Origin of the sequence: Lactobacillus kullabergensis (assembly GCF_003151025.1) — a bacterium.
In the GTDB taxonomy this organism is placed as follows: Bacteria; Bacillota; Bacilli; order Lactobacillales; family Lactobacillaceae; genus Lactobacillus; species Lactobacillus kullabergensis.
In genome coordinates, this window is record NZ_CP029477.1 from 624,168 (window position 1) to 640,963 (window position 16,796).

Here is a 16,796-nt window from a genome sequence, read left to right on the forward strand (position 1 = left end):
AAGTTAAGAATGAATTTGCCTAATAAGTTAACGGTTTTTAGAATATTATTGATACCAGTTTTTATGTTAATTGTCATTTTTGGTGGCGATGCTAGTGTTAAGGTTGCAGGAACAACTGTTTATTGGAAATTAGTCATTGCAGCTATTGTTTTTGCAGTGGCATCTGCAACGGATTGGTTTGATGGGCACATAGCAAGATCACGCAACCTTGTTACCAATTTTGGTAAATTTGCAGATCCGCTGGCAGATAAAATGCTTACCATGACTGCTTTTATCATGTTAATTTCGTTAAATCTGGCTCCTGCCTGGGTTATCGCTATTATAGTTTGTCGTGAATTAGCAGTAACAGGTTTGCGCTTAATATTGGCAGAAAACAAGGGTCAAGTTATGGCTGCAGCCATGCCTGGCAAGATTAAAACAACTTGTCAAATGCTCTCAATTATTTTCCTGTTAATCGGAGACTTCTATCACATAGGAACAATTTTGCTATACATTGCATTAATCTTTACAATTTATTCTGGTTGGGATTATTTCCACAGTTCATGGGATGTTTTCGAAGGTTCAATGTAAATTAATGAAAAGTTAATATAGAAAAAAAGCATTACTTTTAGTAGTGTTTTTTTGTGCATTATTTTTAATATAAACTGCTGTTGAAAAGACAGATTGTTGATTAAGTTACATTTACTTGTTAGGATTAAATTAAGGGAATATTGGAAAAGGAGAAAATTTTATGGTAGAAAAAGTACCAGCAGTTGAATTTCGGGATGTTTCAAAAATATATCCTAAGATGAAAAATGCAGCTGTTAAACATATTAGTTTTAAAATAGAAAAAGGTGATTTTTGCTGCCTGATTGGCACCTCCGGTTCAGGAAAGACAACTATAATGCGTATGATAAATCGCATGAACAGTGTAACTAAAGGTGAAGTACTTGTTAACGGCAAGAATGTTAAAAGTTTCAATCCTGTCAATTTAAGGCGTCATATCGGTTATGTTATTCAGAATAATGGTTTAATGCCTCATATGACTATCAGAGAAAATATAATTTTAGTACCAAAATTATTAAAGTGGCCTAAAGAAAAGTTGGCTGGAGAAGCACAAAAGCTTATTAAAATGGCTGAGTTGCCTGAGTCATATTTAGACAGATACCCAACAGAGCTATCTGGTGGTCAGCAGCAAAGAATAGGTGTCGTACGTGCGCTTGCGGCAAATCAAAACTTGATATTAATGGATGAACCATTTGGCGCGCTCGATCCAATAACGCGTGAAAGCTTGCAGAACTTGGTTCAAAACTTACAAGTGCGCTTAGGCAAAACAATAGTTTTCGTCACACATGATATGGACGAAGCGTTAAAGCTTGCAACTAAGGTAGTTGTTTTACATGATGGCCAGTTAATTCAAGTAGGAACACCGGATCAGATTTTACACCAACCTGCAAATGACTACGTTAAGAGCTTGATTGGTGAGGAGCGCTTGTCAGAAGCAAAATATGAAACTGTAAAAGTTAAAAATGTGATGCTGACTAATCCAACAAAAATTGATTTAGGTGCTTCTCTCACTGATGCTTTAACTATGATGAAGGAGCATCGAGTTGATACGCTTTTAGTAGTTGATAATGGAGACCATCTTAAAGGTTACATTTCAATTGATGATTTGCAACGCAATTACCCTAAAGCAAGTAGCGTCAGCGATATATTGATTACTAAACTAGGGACTGTCGGTCCGGAGGAATATCTGCGTGATAATTTTAGTCGGATTATGAGTCGTAATAAGAGTTACATACCAGTAACAGATTCAGATAAAAAATTAGTTGGAATCGTCACTCGAGCTAGTTTGGTAAATGTTGTTTATGAAAAAATATGGGGCGATAAAAGTCACCTGCAAGGTTCTTCAGAAAAAGAGGCGAAATAATAATGTCAGCCTTTTTTGCACAACACGGTTCAGAGTTATTAGTAAAAACTTGGCAACAAATATATATTTCTGCTATTTCTTTAGGACTGGGAATACTAGTTGCAGTTCCACTGAGCGTTATATTAATGAAATTTAAGCGAATTGCTAAAGTGGTAATAGCAATAGCCAGTATGTTACAAACTATACCGGCTTTGGCTTTGCTGGCAATTATGATACCATTTTTTGGTGTTGGTAAAGTACCAGCAATTATAGCTCTTTTTCTTTATAGTTTAATGCCCATTTTACGTAACACATATGTAGGGCTAACTGATGTTAATCAAGATACAATTGATTCTGCACGCGGGTTAGGCATGACTAATATGCAGCTTATTTTAAAAGTTGATATTCCTTTAGCCATGCCAGTAATTATGGCAGGAATTAGACTTTCTGCTATTTATGTAATTGCTTGGGCAACTCTGGCTTCGTATATCGGAGCTGGCGGCTTAGGAGACTTTATTTTTAACGGGCTTAGTCTCTACCAAACGGATCTCATTTTTGGAGGAACAATTCCTGTAATCATTTTGGCTCTTCTTACAGATTACCTATTGGGCAAGCTGGAACGTAAGCTGACTCCAAAAGGAATATAAGGAGGCGTTCATCGTGAAAAAGTATTTTAAAAAAATATTGTTAATGATAACAATCTTGCTGGTAATGCTTACTACTAGTGCTTGTGGTCTACCGGGACTTTCTGATAGTCAGGGCAGTGAAAAAAACATTAGAATTACGGCACTAACAACGACTGAATCTCAAATTATGGCTAATATTGTTGCTCAATTAATTGAGCACGAAACTTCATACAAGACATCAATTGTTAATAATTTGGGATCTGCACCTATGCAACACCAGGCATTGTATCGTCATGATGCCGATATTCAAGCAGCCGCGTATGATGGTGGCGAGTTAACAGCAAATTTGCTCTTACCTGCAATTAAAGATTCCAAGAAGGCAAATGATACAGTTCGCAGAGAAGTAAAAAAGAGATGGGATCAAACTTATTTGCATACCTATGGTTTTGCTAATAATTATGCCTTTATGGTTAGAGCAAAAGATCAAAAGAAATATCATCTTTATAAAATTTCAGATTTAAAGAAAGTTAAAGACAAATTTTCTTTTGGTGTAGCATCGGAGTGGGTTAATGCCCCAGGAGTAGGTTATCCGGCTTTTCAAACAGCATATGGAATGACTTTTTCTAAAGCCCATCCTATGAACATAGGTTTAGTATATTCTGCTTTGAATAGTGGAAAAATGGATGTCATTTTGGGCTATTCAACAGATGGTCGAATTGACAGCTATAATTTACATCTTCTCAAAGATGATAAGCATTTCTTTCCACCATATAATTGTGGGATGTTAATCAATAATTATTTGTTGCGCGAGCATCCTGAATTAAAGCCGATACTGAAACGGTTAGTTGGCAATGTGAGTGTTCATGATATTCGTAAAATGAATTTCCAAGTTGATGATAAATTGCTTGAGCCGGCTATTGTTGCACATCAATTTTTAGTAAAGCATAATTACTTTAGGGGGGAGAAATAATGTCTCATTTATCATTGTGGCAGCAGTTTATTTATTATTATGCCCATAATGGCAGTTACGTATTGGAACAATTTAATCGTACTTTTCTCATTTCAATATATGGGGTATTATTTGCTGCAATTATAGGAATTCCAGTAGGAATTTTTATCTCCCGGAATGGTCATTTAGGTGACTTTGTTGTTGAAATTGCCAACTTTATTCAAACTATTCCATCTTTGGCTCTGTTGTCCATTGTAATGATTGGTCTGGGTTTAGGTGTTATGACTGTTATTGTAACTGTTACACTTTATTCACTTTTACCTATTATAAAAAATACATATACTGGTATGAGTAATGTTAATAAAAATGTTATTGATTCTGGTAAAGGTATGGGTATGACAAAGTTTCAGCTGCTTTACATGGTTCGTCTGCCTTTATCGATGTCAGTTATCATAGCAGGTTTAAAAAACGCTTTAGTAATAGCTATTGGTATTACATCAATTGGCTCATTTGTTGGTGCCGGCGGGTTAGGTGATATTATTATCCGTGGCACTAATGCTACAAACGGCAGTGCAATTATACTGGCTGGTGCTCTTCCTACAGCATTAATGGCAATTTTAGCAGATGTCATTTTGAACTTCTTGCAAAAAATTTTAGAACCAAAAGGATTAAAAAAGGCAAACTAAAAAAGTTTTGCTGGTTTTTGCGTAATTATTATTGTGAATAAAATTAATAAACATTTGTTCGCCTTTTTTCTTGCAAATATACACTAAAGCAAAGTATAATTATTACGTATTAAAATGATGAAACTATTTATAGGAGGACAAGAGTCTTGGCCAAAGATGAAAAACAAGCTGCATTGGAAAATGCGCTTAAGAAAATTGAAAAGAATTTTGGTAAAGGCGCCGTTATGCGTATGGGCGATAAAGCTGACACCAAAATTTCAACTGTTCCTTCAGGTTCGCTTGCTCTTGATGCGGCCTTAGGAGTTGGCGGCTATCCCCGTGGTAGAATTGTAGAAATTTACGGACCAGAGTCTTCTGGTAAGACGACAGTAGCTTTACATGCGGTCGCTGAAGTGCAAAAAAGAGGCGGCACCGCTGCTTATATTGATGCTGAAAATGCGATGGATCCTGCTTATGCAGAAGCACTAGGTGTTGATGTTGATTCATTAATTTTATCCCAGCCTAACACTGGTGAAGAGGGATTGCAGATCGCGGATACACTGATTACGAGTGGTGCGATTGACATTTTAGTAGTTGATTCAGTTGCAGCACTTGTACCTCAAGCTGAAATTGACGGCGAGATGGGTGACAGTCACGTTGGACTGCAAGCACGTTTAATGAGTCAAGCATTGCGTAAACTTTCAGGTAATATTAATAAGACTAAAACTATAGCAATTTTTATTAATCAAATACGTGAAAAAGTTGGGATCATGTTTGGTAATCCTGAAACTACGCCAGGTGGTCGTGCACTTAAGTTTTACGCAACTATTCGACTTGAAATTAGAAGAGCAGAAAAAATTAAACAAACTGGTGGTGAAATCACTGGTAACCGCGTAAAGATCAAAGTTGTTAAGAATAAGGTTGCACCACCTTTTAAAGTTGCCGAAGTTGATATGATGTATGGTAAAGGCATCTCGCAAAGCGGTGAACTTCTAGATATGGCCGCTGACAAGGACATTATTGCTAAAGCTGGTTCCTGGTATTCATATCATGATGAGCGGATTGGACAAGGCCGTGAAAATGCGAAAAAGTATCTTGAAGATCATCCTGATGTTTATGATGATGTTCAGAAACAAGTTCGTCAGGCTTTTGGTATTGATGAGGAATCCGTAGCTGAAAGAGAAGATCCGGAAAAAATAAAAGAGAAAAAAGCCAAGAAAGTTGCAAGCAAAGAAAAGGAAGCTTCTGATAAAAAAGAAGCTGACAGCAAAAGCAGCTAACTATGAGGAAATAGACCTCGACCTGTGAAAACTGGTTGAGGTTTTTTTCATGACGTTTGACATAATCCCCGTGGTTCTTTATCATTAATATTGTGTGAATAATCTAAAAAAATAAAAAAGGCGATAGAAATCATGATGAGTAAATTTTTGATTCCCGTCGCGATTGCTATTATTTCAATTATAGTAGGCACAGTTGCAGGATACGCTACACGTAAAAAAATTTGGGAGAAGAAAGCCCAAAATGCCCAAAACGATGCCGATCATATTTTAACCGAAGCAAAAGCACGAGTCGACGCTGCTAAGGCTGAAGTCAATGCACAAAAGCAGGCAGCTGACGCTATAAAACAAAGTGCGCAAAACACTAAAAAGGAAAAAATTCTTGAAGCTCAAGAACAAATTCAAGATTATCGACAAAAAGTTGAAGATGAATTAAACGACAAACGTGATACAATAGCACGCGATCAAAATCGCTTAACACAACGAGAGGATACTCTTGATCATAAAAACTCTTTGCTAAAAGAAAGAGAGGAAGATTTAGCTAAAAAAGATGAACAGCTGGAACAAAAGCAAACTGAATTAACTGCTAAATTGCAAAAGGCTGATGAATTGGTCGAACAGACTACACAAAAACTCTATGAAGTTGCTCATTTAGACAAGGAGCAGGCGAAAAAGCTTGTCTTAAATCAATTGGCAGACCAATTGGTTAAAGAACGAGCAGAAATGATTAGTAATAGTAATGCAGAAGTAAAAGCCAAGGCGGATCACTATGCACGTAAAATAATTATTGATGCTATTCAAAGCAGTTCTGCTGATACAGTAGCCGAAACTACAGTATCAGTCGTTGATTTGCCTAATGAGGAAATGAAAGGTCGTATTATCGGTCGAGAAGGGCGTAATATCAGATCTTTTGAGGCACTTACCGGAGTAGATCTAATTATTGATGATACTCCTAAAGTTGTCACACTAAGTGGTTTTGATGCAATTAGACGTGAAATTGCTAAAAGGGCAATGGAGCGTTTAATTAAGGACGGAAGAATTCATCCAGCTAGAATCGAAGAGACAGTCGATAAGGCTCGTAAAGAGGTAAATGATGATATTTACGAAGCTGGAGAAAGCGCTCTAATGGAGCTGGGAATTCATAAAATGAATCCTGAGCTGGTTAAAATATTGGGTAGACTTAAATACCGTACATCCTACGGTCAAAATGTTTTAGGTCACTCAATTGAAGTTGCAAAATTAGCTGGGACAATGGCTGCGGAGCTTGGATTAAATGAAAAATTAGCGGTTCGCGCGGGATTATTACACGATATTGGAAAAGCAGTCGACCATGATATTGAAGGTTCACACGTTGAAATAGGTGTGGAATTGACTAGGAAGTATCACGAGCCGGATGTGGTTGTTAATGCAATTGCAGCACATCATGGAGATGTGCCGAAGTTATCGTTTATTGCTGAATTGGTAGTTGCAGCGGATACAATTTCTTCTGCAAGACCCGGTGCCAGAAGCGAAAGTTTGGAAAATTATATTAGAAGACTTACTGACTTGGAAGAAATAGCTAGCAGGTATGATGGTGTTAAACAGGCATATGCTATTCAAGCTGGACGTGAAGTTCGCGTAATGGTTGAGCCTGATAAAATTTCAGATGATCGTATTACCGTATTGGCACGAGACATTCGTAACCAAATTGAAAAAGAACTTGATTACCCGGGTAATATTAAAATAACAGTTATTCGTGAAAAACGAGCTGTATCAATTGCTAAGTAAAGTAGAAGGTTGAATTTTAAAAAATTCAACCTTTTTTATTTGTTCGTTTTATTATAATTCAACTATAATGTGGCGCATTTAAACATAAATTATCGCAATTAAACATATTTTACTAAAATGAAAGGGTATACAATACGAATTGAATGGAGGAATACACTGTGAACCAAAAGATAACAACTGAACTAAAAGACTTTTTACAAGAGTTAGGTTATCCCTTTGATTCAATTTCTGGGTTGCTTGATTCTAGCATGATGGATAAATACCTTAATGCTAAATGGATAAAAAACTCACACGTATTTCAAGTACTTGATAAAGAAGCCACTGATAAGCAGTTACTGGCTTGCAGTGATGTTCAAAATTTTTACCAGTTTGTTCCTCCATATTTTGCTGCATTATCAAGTAAAAACGGAATACAGGCAATCTCTCGGTTGGCAACCTATCAGCAGCTTATAGGGCCAATCGAAATGGGAAGATTTAAAGAAGGTGAAAATTTAAGAATTCATATCAGATACCTGGATCAATATCGTAAATTCTCACGTTTTAGTCTACTAGTTGATCAAATTTCTTTAGTTAGTCTGATTAGAGCAGGAACAGATAAAAATATTAACCCTGTGTCTATTGGTAGCAAATACAAATATGGATCAAAAATTAATAGTTATTTAGGCATTAAAGGTCAGAATAGTTTAGACAATTATTTGGTGTTTAGAAAGCGTGATTTAGAACAACCATTTATAACTAAGAACGATGTAATGTGGAACTTTATTGAACCCGGTTTAAAAAAGTACATTAAAAAATTAAATATCAACCCTCCAATTTCAGCCGTTGTACAAAACACTCTTTTTAAGCTGATTGCTGGGGGTAATTTTCAGCTAAAAGATGTAGCAAATGAGCTAAGTATTTCTTCACGGACATTACAAAGATGGTTGCAAAATGAGGGTACTACATTTAAAAAGCAACTCAGTATTGTGCAAAAAATTTTGGCACAAAACCTACTTCAAGATAAAACTTTAAATACTGCTGAAGTAAGTTTTTTAGTCGGTTTTAACAGTGTTGCTTCATTTTATAAGGCTTTTAAAAAATGGTCTGGATTAACGGTCAGAGAGTACAGACTACAAAAAATTCTACAATCTAATAGTATTAATGCAATTTAATTTAGGAGAAAACAAAATGTTTTTAAAAGATAATGAATCTTGGAATGCGACTTATGATGTTGTTGTAATAGGTTTTGGCGGAGCAGGTGCTACAGCAGCGCGTTTTGCTGCAGATAAAGTAACAAAAGTCCTTTTAGTAGACAGTGCACCAGAGGGACATGAAGGTGGTAATACCAGATATTGTGGACAGATTGTTGAAGCAGGTTATGATTATGATAAGCTCAAAAAGTATTATCAAAAAATGACTGCTCCACTTGATTTAGATGAGCAGGTGCTTGAAACTTTTGTAAAAGGAATGGTTAATTTACCAGATTACTTTGAAAAGTATTTGGGCGGAAAAGCATTTAGTGTGAAAAATAATCCAGGTAACAAAAATGTTGCTATGTTGGCATACATGAGTGCTGAATATCCCGAATTTGAAGGTGCAGATACAAATGACGACCTGCTGGTACATGATCAAATATTTGATGCCGCTCTTTGGAAGAAATTGCGCCAGAATGTTTTAGACCGCAGCGACAAGATTGATGTACTTTATTCAACACCGGCAAAGCATTTAATCCAGGATACGGATAAGACAATTATCGGTGTACAGATTGAAAATAAAGGCAAGCTGTTCAATGTCCAAGCAAAAAACGGTGTAGTTTTAGCGCTAGGTGGATTTGAAAATAACGAACAAATGGTGCAGGACTATTTAGGTGAAACTAATTTATTACCATACGGTACGCTTTATAACAATGGCGATGGCATCAAGATGGCTATAGAAGTTGGTGCGGATTTATGGCATATGAATAATTATGAACCAGGTGGGACTGTTAATTTAGCTGCTCCTAAAGGCCAAAGAGCTCATAACATTATGGCCTGGAAAGCATTATTTGCTGGTTCACTGATCACAGTGGGCGATGATGGTACGCGTTATGTAGCCGAAGACGATCCAACCCGTCATGGTCATCGCTATAATCATGGTCTTTGGAGAATTCCTTTAGCCCAAGTACATCCTCATATGATTTTTGATCAGAAAAAATACGATGAACTATTCTTAGCTAATAATGATGAATTTCAAAAAGAGGCTTTAACTAAAGTAGTTAAGTCAGAAACTATCGCAGATTTAGCTCAAGAAATTAAAGTTGATCCAGCAGTTTTAGAAAATACTTTGAACACATATAATTTCTTTGTTGATCAGGGAGTCGATTATCAGTGTGGACGTAAGCCAGAATCAATGGTCAAAATTGCACTTACAGGTCCGTTCTATTCTTTAGCTCAGCAACATACGATGTTAAACACTCAAGGTGGACCACGTCGAAATGAAAATGCTGAAGTCATAGATACAGATCAGAAAGTTTTGCCACACTTATATGCTGCTGGTGAGCTGGGTCATATAGGTGCAAATCAATATAATGGCGGCGGAGACATAGCTGACTGCTTAATATTTGGTAAAATAGCCGGAGAAAATGCCGCCAAAATTAAAGATGATCAAGTAGTCTCAGGTGCCAGTGTTAGTGAAAATAATGCTGATGCTGCATTTCCTGAATCAGATGCTAAACAAGAAGATTATTCCACTGCCGAAAATCAATATATTGGTAAATCTTCAAGCGGCATGGGCAATGAAATAGTAGTGCGAGTAACAGTTGACAGTGATAAGCGTCCAACAAATATTGAAGTTTTAAAAGAAAGCGAATCACCTGACTACGGTGAAAAAGCGATTAAGAAAATGAAGACAGAAATGCTAGCTCAGAAAACAACTAACGTAGATGCTGTTTCAGGAGCTTCTGCATCAAGTCGTGCATTTAAAGAAGCAGTTGAATCTGCGTTGAAGCAGGCTTAGATTTTAACGAAAGGATAAAAAATGGCAAATTTAAAAGATGGCGTTTATCAAGGACAAGGTTCTGGTAATCGCGGTGAAGTTAAGGTTTCGGTAACAGTCAAAGACAATAAAATTATGGATGTAACAATTGATCAACAGGATGAAACTTCTGGTATAAGCACTGCTGCTTTAAAAAAGGCACCAAAGCTAATTGTTGAGCATCAGTCATATAATATTGATGCAGTCACTGGTGCAACTATTAGTTTTCAAGCTGTCCAAAAAGCAGTTAAAGACGCTGTTTCAAAGGCTGGCGATCCCAGTGGTCTTGATAAAAAGGTTGATTTGAGAAATACTGCAAAAAAGGTTAATGGTGAGGACTACCGTAACGTTAATCCAGATGATTTGCAATTTGAAGATCAAACAGATATTTTGGTAATCGGAGCGGGAGCTGCTGGACTTGCAGCTTCCATTACAGCAAGGCAAAAAAGTGCTTCCGTAATATGTTTGGAATATACATCAAGCTATATGCTATCTGATATGACTCTGTCTGGAGGTTATTACAATGCTGGTGGTGGTACTAGCTTGCAAAAAGCGCAAGGTATTAAAGACTCTAAAGACAATTGGAATAATTATTTAAAAGCAGTTGGTCAAGGCTATGAAGATGCGGGCATGAGAGAAACAATCGTTGAACATGGCGCAGAAGATTATGAATGGCTGGCTGGTGAAGTTGGGGTCAATTTTCAAGAAGTCCAAGAAATTGGCAATGAAGAAGCAATGAAAGACTATGCGACTCCGGCAGCCAGATCACATTTAACTGTCGAAAAAAGTGGCTATGGTCTTTCAAAGCCACTTTACAATAAGGCAAAAGCAGTTGGCACAAAATTTATTTTTAATATTACAGCTGAGAACTTAATTACTGATGAGAAAAATAATGTAGTTGGTGTACATACTAATAAGGGTAACTACAAAGCCCAAAGCGTTGTTATTGCAACTGCAGGTTTTTCACGCAATAAAGAAATGCTTAAAAGCTTTGCGCCTGATTTTGCTGTTGGAGAATCATATGGTTCAATCAGACAAATGGGTGATGGTATCACTATGGGTGCTGAAATTGGTGCTAAGTTAAAAGATATGTGGATGCCAATAGCAAACTCAATTGGTACGCAATCCGGCGATAATGTCTGTATCGGTCCTCTGTGTACAGCTTGGACAAAACCTTATATTTGGGTTGGAACAGATGCTAGAAGACACTTTAGGGAAGATATGTATTTTGAATATGCCTCTAAGAAAATCGCTGATCTAGATCATGGCTTCGTGTGGCTGATTTTCGATGAAGGAATGGCAAATGAAATGCCAGCTGCCTTTTCTGCCCCAGCTCCTTCACCGCATTTAAAACGCGAAGTAGAAGATGGCTACTTTAAAAAAGCAGATACTATCGCGGAATTAGCAGAGCAAATTAATTTAAACCCTAATGTGTTAGAGAAAACAATTGCTAAATGGAATAATGATGTAAACAATGGTCAAGATACGGAATTTGGTCGCCAAAAAGATTTAACTGCTTTTAAGGCTCCATACTATGCCGCTAAACTTGCGCCATCAATACCGGATATGGCTGGAGGATTATGCATCAATACTAAAGCAGAAGTTCTGGACAATTTTGATAAAAAGATAAATAATCTTTATGCTGCAGGAAGTACTACAGGTGGTTGGCGCGGAATGACTTATCCTGGATGTGGAATGGGCATTACAAACGCTATTGTTTTTGGCAGAATTGCCGGTGAAAGTGCTGCAAAGAATGCTCAAGTAAAAACTGATACTAATTCTGGTGCTTCACAGAATTAGTTTTTGGAGTTAAATATAATTAAAACTGGATACATTTGCATCCAGTTTTTTTATTTGGAAAAATTTATGATAATCAACCTAATTTGTGCATTTTTGCTCTACCCTGTATAATTAAGACAACTTTAAATGAAAGTAGCCGACTATGTTTAAAATTATTGTTGAATTATTCTTTTTAGTGATTATACAGGCTGCGATCACACCTTTTATTAGGCGATTAGCTTTCGTATTAGGTGCCGTCGACATTCCCAATAAAAGAAGAGTAAATAAAAAGCCTATGCCAACCTTAGGGGGATTGGGTATTTTTGTCACCTTCAATATAGGAGCTTTTGTTTTATTGCGTGAGCAATTTCCAACACATGAGGCTTTTAGCATACTTTTAGGCTCTAGTGTAATTGTCTTGACTGGCATAATCGATGATATTATGGAGCTGAAGCCAAGACAAAAAATGCTGGGTATTTTTATCGGTGCTCTAGTAATTTATTTTCTTGCCGGTATTAAAATGAATGTTCTCAATCTGCCATTTTTGAACAAACAAATAAATTTGGGATGGTGGAGTCTGCCAATTACTATTTTTTGGATCTTAGCTTTAACTAATGCTGTTGATTTAATTGATGGGCTTGACGGATTGGCTGATGGTGTCTCTATGATTTCACTCATAACTATGGGAATTGTCGGCTATTTCTTTTTGCACACCGGCCAACTCTATATTCCGATCGGCTGTTTTATGCTGGCAGCTTGTTTACTGGGCTTTTTACCATATAACTTTCACCCGGCTAAAATATTTTTAGGTGATACAGGTGCGTTATACATCGGATTTATGATTGCAGTATTTTCTCTAAAAGGCTTGAAGAACGTAACTTTCATTTCGCTGCTTGTGCCGGTTACTATTCTAGGCGTGCCGATTACCGATACGCTTTATGCTATGATTCGGCGCAAACTTAATAATCGGCCCGTTTCTCAAGCTGATAAGCATCATTTGCATCATCAACTTATGAAAATGGGCTTGACACACAGACAAACGGTTTTAAGTATTTATGCAATATCATTGGTCTTCTCTTTTATTTCTCTGTTATTTTTATTGTCGCCAATGTGGGGCATGTGGGTCTTAATTGCTGGTCTAGCAGTTGCATTAGAGTTTTTTGTGGAATCCATTGGACTTTTAGGAGAAAAATACAAACCGCTTATGAATTTGACCCAAAAACTGATTAATTCTCGGAGTAAAAAAGATCCTACGGTGGAAGTTTGGCATCTTGGGCAAGACAAGCCTGAGCAATTAAAAAAGAAAAAGAAAGATTAGATTTGGCAGATACTGACAAGAGATTTTAGTTTAAAAGTCAATTTGACTACTGCTAAAATTAACAAGAAAAAAGAAGACAAATTCCTTAAATGTGGATTGTCTTCTTCTTTTGTATAGTTATTGAATTATGCTTTTATTGATCATGATAATTGTGCTGAGTAACGGGAACCTCATTATATCTTTTAGGCAGAAAAATAAACTGTATTTTGCCGGACAAAATATTAGTGAGGTCATTCTCTAATTCCTCTAATTTGCCTTCATCAATGTAAATTGAAATTGTCACGCTGACGCCATAATCAATATTGTCAATAAAGATTTTTTGTTGATTAAGATAGTGCTGGATTTCATCAAATTTTTTATAATCGACTTGAAATTTAACTCCCTGTTGCTGAACTCGTTTAACTACTCCTATGGCTTCCACTGCCTTAGTCACACTATTAGAATATGCACGTATCAAACCTCCCGCCCCTAATTTTATTCCGCCAAAATAGCGCGTAACTACTGCAGTGACATTTTTGAGTTTCATTAACTGCAAGGCTTTTAGTTCTGGAACTCCGGCCGTACCAGATGGTTCACCATTGTCACTTGCTTTGACGTGCTCATCGTTTAAACCAATGGTGTAAGCAAACGTATTATGAGTGGCATCACGGTATTTGTTAGACACAGCGGCAATTGCCTTTTCAGCTTCTTCAATAGTTGGGGTCCGTATTAAAGTCGTAATAAAACGACTTTTTTTTATCGTTAATTCGTGATTGCCATTTTCTTTAATGGTCAAATAATTTTCTTTTTCATTCAAAAAAATCAGCCCTTTTTTGCGTATTTATTATTGGAGGACAAAATGGAAAGTATTTCAAATCTTGCAGGCCGCCAATGGGTTAGTAGTCAAATGGATTTTAGCACAAAGGCTGGCTTAACCAAAATCGAGGCAATTAAAAATGGTCGCTGCTTGCGCTGCAATGCCAGGGCTTATGCCAAACTGCCAAGTGGTAAAAAATATTGCAGAGCTTGCATTGGTCTGGGAAGAATTGTGGAAGGCGATTATTTAATTCGCAATAAACAAAAAATAAATTTTTCGATAAAAGCAAATGGTGGATTAACGTGGAAGGGTGAACTAACCTTACTACAGGCTAAAATTGCACGTAAGTTAGTTGAAAATTATATCAACAGTCAGGACTCACTAGTTCATGCGGTAACTGGTGCAGGTAAAACAGAAATGCTTTTTCCTTTAATAGCACACTGTTTAGCAGAGGGAAAAAGATGTTGTCTATCAACTCCAAGAATTGACGTTGTAAACGAGTTATATCCACGTTTTCAAAATGCCTTTAGTGAAATTAAAATCGGTAAATATCATGGCCGTGAGTACCAAGAGCCAGGCCTAGAACAATTAACTATTTGTACGACACATCAATTATTAAAATTTTTTCATGCTTTCGATTTACTTGTAATTGATGAAGCTGACTCTTTTCCCTATGTTCATAATTCAGAATTGCATTTTGCAGCAGAAAATGCAATTAATGATAAGGGACAGAGAGTCTACTTAACCGCAACGCCTACTAAAGATTTATTAGCATCCGTGGAAAAAGGTAAATTGCAGAAACTAAAATTGAAAAGAAGGTTCCATGGAAATCTTTTACCTGTACCAAAAGAAAAATTATTTCTCCGTCCATTTCTGCATCAAAACAAAATTAATGTTAATCTCCTTAAAGAAATTATAAAAGTTGTAGAAGCAGGCCACCCATTATTGCTTTTTGTACCTCGTGTTGATCAAATAAATCTTTATATTGATGCCTTAAAAAAAGAGCCAAAACTTAGTAAGATTGAGATTTCTGGGGTTCATGCAAACGATACAGATAGAATTAAAAAAGTTGGAAAGTTTCGAGCAGGAAAAACTCGGCTATTAGTGACAACTACAATTTTGGAACGAGGGGTTACTTTTAATCATGTCTGGGTAATTGTTGTTCAAGCGGATGATAAAATTTATTCCGCTTCGAGCTTAGTGCAGATAGCCGGTAGGGTCGGAAGAGACAAAACTGATTCCAGTGGTTTGGTTTTATTTTGTTATCATAAATATACCAACAGCATTCGTAATGCAATGAAACAAATTCGCGAGATGAACAAATGAGAAGGTGCTTACTGTGTGGGCAGCTTTTTGTTGCTAAAGTGTCATTTATCCAATTATTTTCTTGGCACAAACAGGAAGCCAAATGTATTTGCTCTAATTGTCAAAGTAAATATATGCGCATCCCTGACAAACATTGTCCAAATTGTTTTGGTAAGTTGAGCCAAAATAAATTTTGTTTAGATTGTATTAATTGGCAGAAAATCTATGGAAAAAAATTACTAAAAAATCATTCCTTGTATTTATATAATGAAGCTTTTCATGATTTAATGGTTAATTATAAGAGGTATGGTGATTATGCTTTGCACAAAGTATTAGAGGAATTATGTCGGGAAGATTTAACTAAACGTCAAGCAGACCTCTATGTTCCTGTGCCCACTTCTCCAGAGCATCTTGAACAAAGACAGTTTGATACTATCAGTTCAATTTATAGTAATCTGGTTTCATTAACCTGTGTATTGGGTAAAAAAGCAGGGCTAAGTGCACAAGGAGAAAAAAATCGCGCTGAAAGATTAAGAAGTGAGCAAAGTTTTTTTGTTAAGAAAAACTTTACGATTAATTTGAAGAAATACAAGATACTTTTATTAGATGATATATATACTACGGGCAGAACGCTTTATCATGCACGGGATGCGTTGGCAGAAGTTTTTCCTAATGCAAAAATTAGTAGTTTTACCTTATGCAGATAAAACTAAATTGTTCAGCGCTTTCATGTTTTGCTATAATTTTGCTATAATATAGTTAACATAAGACTGCATAAGCAGTTGAAAGGAGAATCTCATATGTTAAAGTATAATGTCCGTGGTGAAAATATTGAGGTAACTGATGCTTTAAGAAGTTACGTAGAAAAACGCCTAAAAAAATTAGAGAAGTATTTTGATTTGAATCAAGATATGATTGCACATGTAAATTTAAAGGTGTATCGTGATCACAAGGCTAAAGTCGAGGTAACTATACCACTGCCATACTTAGTATTGAGAGCTGAAGAAACAACTGACGATATGTACCGCAGTATTGATTTTGTTTCAGAGAAACTTGAAAGACAAATTAGAAAGTATAAGACTCGAGTGAATCGTAAGAGTCGTGAAAAAGGATTTAACGACTTCTTCGTTGAAAGTGCAGAAGAGGATTCTAAAGATAAAGAGGTCAATGAGTTTTCTATTGTTCGCAATAAGCAAATAGGTCTGAAACCGATGAGTCCTGAAGAAGCCATTTTGCAAATGAATATGCTTGAACATGATTTCTTTGTTTTCCAAGATGGTGAAACTAACGGTACAAGTGTTGTCTATCGCAGAAATGATGGCCGTTATGGTTTGATTGAAACAAAATAAAAATAGTATTATCAAGCAAGGGCCCCACATTTAGTGTGAGGTCTTTGTTTTGTTTATTTTTCATTTAGCGTCAATCATGGTAAAAT

General features: G+C 36.3%; 15 protein-coding genes. 14 read left to right on the top strand and 1 reads right to left on the bottom strand.

The features are described 5' to 3' along the window. Nucleotides 1–9 precede the first annotated feature (9 nt). The 11 genes from pgsA to DKL58_RS03210 all read left to right on the top strand — a co-directional run bounded on the left by pgsA (nt 10) and on the right by DKL58_RS03210 (nt 13,260). On the top strand, nt 10–570 hold the full coding sequence (gene pgsA / locus DKL58_RS03160; RefSeq protein ID WP_109586066.1) for a CDP-diacylglycerol--glycerol-3-phosphate 3-phosphatidyltransferase: 561 nt from the start codon (nt 10–12) through the stop codon (nt 568–570). A gap of 160 nt (nt 571–730) precedes the next feature. Beyond that, nucleotides 731–1,909, top strand: coding sequence for an ABC transporter ATP-binding protein (locus tag DKL58_RS03165; RefSeq protein WP_034977422.1), 1,179 nt, complete (start codon nt 731–733; stop codon nt 1,907–1,909). Nucleotides 1,910–1,911: 2 nt separating this feature from the next. Further along, the gene (locus DKL58_RS03170; protein WP_034977425.1) at nt 1,912–2,535 is read left to right on the top strand and encodes an ABC transporter permease; all 624 of its coding nucleotides are present in this window, start codon (nt 1,912–1,914) and stop codon (nt 2,533–2,535) included. A 43-nt stretch (nt 2,536–2,578) separates the two neighbouring features. After that, complete coding sequence (locus tag DKL58_RS03175; RefSeq protein WP_109586995.1) at nt 2,579–3,484, top strand: osmoprotectant ABC transporter substrate-binding protein; 906 nt, start codon at nt 2,579–2,581, stop codon at nt 3,482–3,484. Further along, nucleotides 3,484–4,149: an ABC transporter permease gene (locus DKL58_RS03180; RefSeq protein ID WP_034977428.1), complete on the top strand. Its 666-nt coding sequence runs from the start codon at nt 3,484–3,486 to the stop codon at nt 4,147–4,149. The genes DKL58_RS03175 and DKL58_RS03180 overlap by 1 nt, the downstream gene beginning before the upstream one ends. A gap of 146 nt (nt 4,150–4,295) precedes the next feature. After that, nucleotides 4,296–5,408: a recombinase RecA gene (recA, locus tag DKL58_RS03185; RefSeq protein WP_034977431.1), complete on the top strand. Its 1,113-nt coding sequence runs from the start codon at nt 4,296–4,298 to the stop codon at nt 5,406–5,408. Nucleotides 5,409–5,543: 135 nt separating this feature from the next. Continuing rightward, nucleotides 5,544–7,172, top strand: coding sequence for a ribonuclease Y (rny, locus tag DKL58_RS03190; RefSeq protein ID WP_420812276.1), 1,629 nt, complete (start codon nt 5,544–5,546; stop codon nt 7,170–7,172). 158 nt (nt 7,173–7,330) lie between these two features. Beyond that, complete coding sequence (locus tag DKL58_RS03195; protein WP_162542320.1) at nt 7,331–8,323, top strand: helix-turn-helix domain-containing protein; 993 nt, start codon at nt 7,331–7,333, stop codon at nt 8,321–8,323. Nucleotides 8,324–8,339: 16 nt separating this feature from the next. Next, the gene (locus DKL58_RS03200) at nt 8,340–10,145 is read left to right on the top strand and encodes an FAD-binding protein (protein ID WP_109586069.1); all 1,806 of its coding nucleotides are present in this window, start codon (nt 8,340–8,342) and stop codon (nt 10,143–10,145) included. Between the two features lie 21 nt (nt 10,146–10,166). After that, on the top strand, nt 10,167–11,963 hold the full coding sequence (locus tag DKL58_RS03205; protein WP_109586070.1) for an FAD-binding protein: 1,797 nt from the start codon (nt 10,167–10,169) through the stop codon (nt 11,961–11,963). A 142-nt stretch (nt 11,964–12,105) separates the two neighbouring features. Then, nucleotides 12,106–13,260 (top strand): glycosyltransferase family 4 protein, encoded by a 1,155-nt coding sequence (locus DKL58_RS03210; RefSeq protein WP_109586071.1) that lies wholly within the window; start codon nt 12,106–12,108, stop codon nt 13,258–13,260. Nucleotides 13,261–13,393: 133 nt separating this feature from the next. Here DKL58_RS03210 and DKL58_RS03215 read toward each other — a convergent pair whose 3' ends face one another. Next, nucleotides 13,394–14,056: a YigZ family protein gene (locus tag DKL58_RS03215; protein ID WP_109586072.1), complete on the bottom strand. Its 663-nt coding sequence runs from the start codon at nt 14,054–14,056 to the stop codon at nt 13,394–13,396. A gap of 42 nt (nt 14,057–14,098) precedes the next feature. Between DKL58_RS03215 and DKL58_RS03220 the strand changes: the two genes are divergently transcribed. The 3 genes from DKL58_RS03220 to hpf all read left to right on the top strand — a co-directional run bounded on the left by DKL58_RS03220 (nt 14,099) and on the right by hpf (nt 16,710). Further along, complete coding sequence (locus tag DKL58_RS03220; protein WP_109586073.1) at nt 14,099–15,382, top strand: helicase-related protein; 1,284 nt, start codon at nt 14,099–14,101, stop codon at nt 15,380–15,382. Continuing rightward, nucleotides 15,379–16,068, top strand: a complete 690-nt coding sequence (locus tag DKL58_RS03225) for a ComF family protein (protein ID WP_109586074.1) — start codon at nt 15,379–15,381, stop codon at nt 16,066–16,068. Before DKL58_RS03220 ends, DKL58_RS03225 begins: the two co-directional genes overlap by 4 nt. 93 nt (nt 16,069–16,161) lie before the next feature. Next, nucleotides 16,162–16,710, top strand: coding sequence for a ribosome hibernation-promoting factor, HPF/YfiA family (gene hpf / locus DKL58_RS03230; RefSeq protein ID WP_034977454.1), 549 nt, complete (start codon nt 16,162–16,164; stop codon nt 16,708–16,710). Nucleotides 16,711–16,796 lie beyond the last annotated feature (86 nt).

Bases quoted from the DNA above. Each gene is read 5' to 3' on its own strand.
- pgsA (WP_109586066.1), top strand. From the start codon at position 10: ATGAATTTGCCTAATAAGTTAACGGTTTTTAGAATATTATTGATACCA.
- DKL58_RS03165 (WP_034977422.1), top strand. From the start codon at position 731: ATGGTAGAAAAAGTACCAGCAGTTGAATTTCGGGATGTTTCAAAAATA.
- DKL58_RS03170 (WP_034977425.1), top strand. From the start codon at position 1,912: ATGTCAGCCTTTTTTGCACAACACGGTTCAGAGTTATTAGTAAAAACT.
- DKL58_RS03175 (WP_109586995.1), top strand. From the start codon at position 2,579: ATGATAACAATCTTGCTGGTAATGCTTACTACTAGTGCTTGTGGTCTA.
- DKL58_RS03180 (WP_034977428.1), top strand. From the start codon at position 3,484: ATGTCTCATTTATCATTGTGGCAGCAGTTTATTTATTATTATGCCCAT.
- rny (WP_420812276.1), top strand. From the start codon at position 5,544: ATGAGTAAATTTTTGATTCCCGTCGCGATTGCTATTATTTCAATTATA.
- DKL58_RS03200 (WP_109586069.1), top strand. From the start codon at position 8,340: ATGTTTTTAAAAGATAATGAATCTTGGAATGCGACTTATGATGTTGTT.
- DKL58_RS03205 (WP_109586070.1), top strand. From the start codon at position 10,167: ATGGCAAATTTAAAAGATGGCGTTTATCAAGGACAAGGTTCTGGTAAT.
- DKL58_RS03210 (WP_109586071.1), top strand. From the start codon at position 12,106: ATGTTTAAAATTATTGTTGAATTATTCTTTTTAGTGATTATACAGGCT.
- DKL58_RS03220 (WP_109586073.1), top strand. From the start codon at position 14,099: ATGGAAAGTATTTCAAATCTTGCAGGCCGCCAATGGGTTAGTAGTCAA.
- DKL58_RS03225 (WP_109586074.1), top strand. From the start codon at position 15,379: ATGAGAAGGTGCTTACTGTGTGGGCAGCTTTTTGTTGCTAAAGTGTCA.
- hpf (WP_034977454.1), top strand. From the start codon at position 16,162: ATGTTAAAGTATAATGTCCGTGGTGAAAATATTGAGGTAACTGATGCT.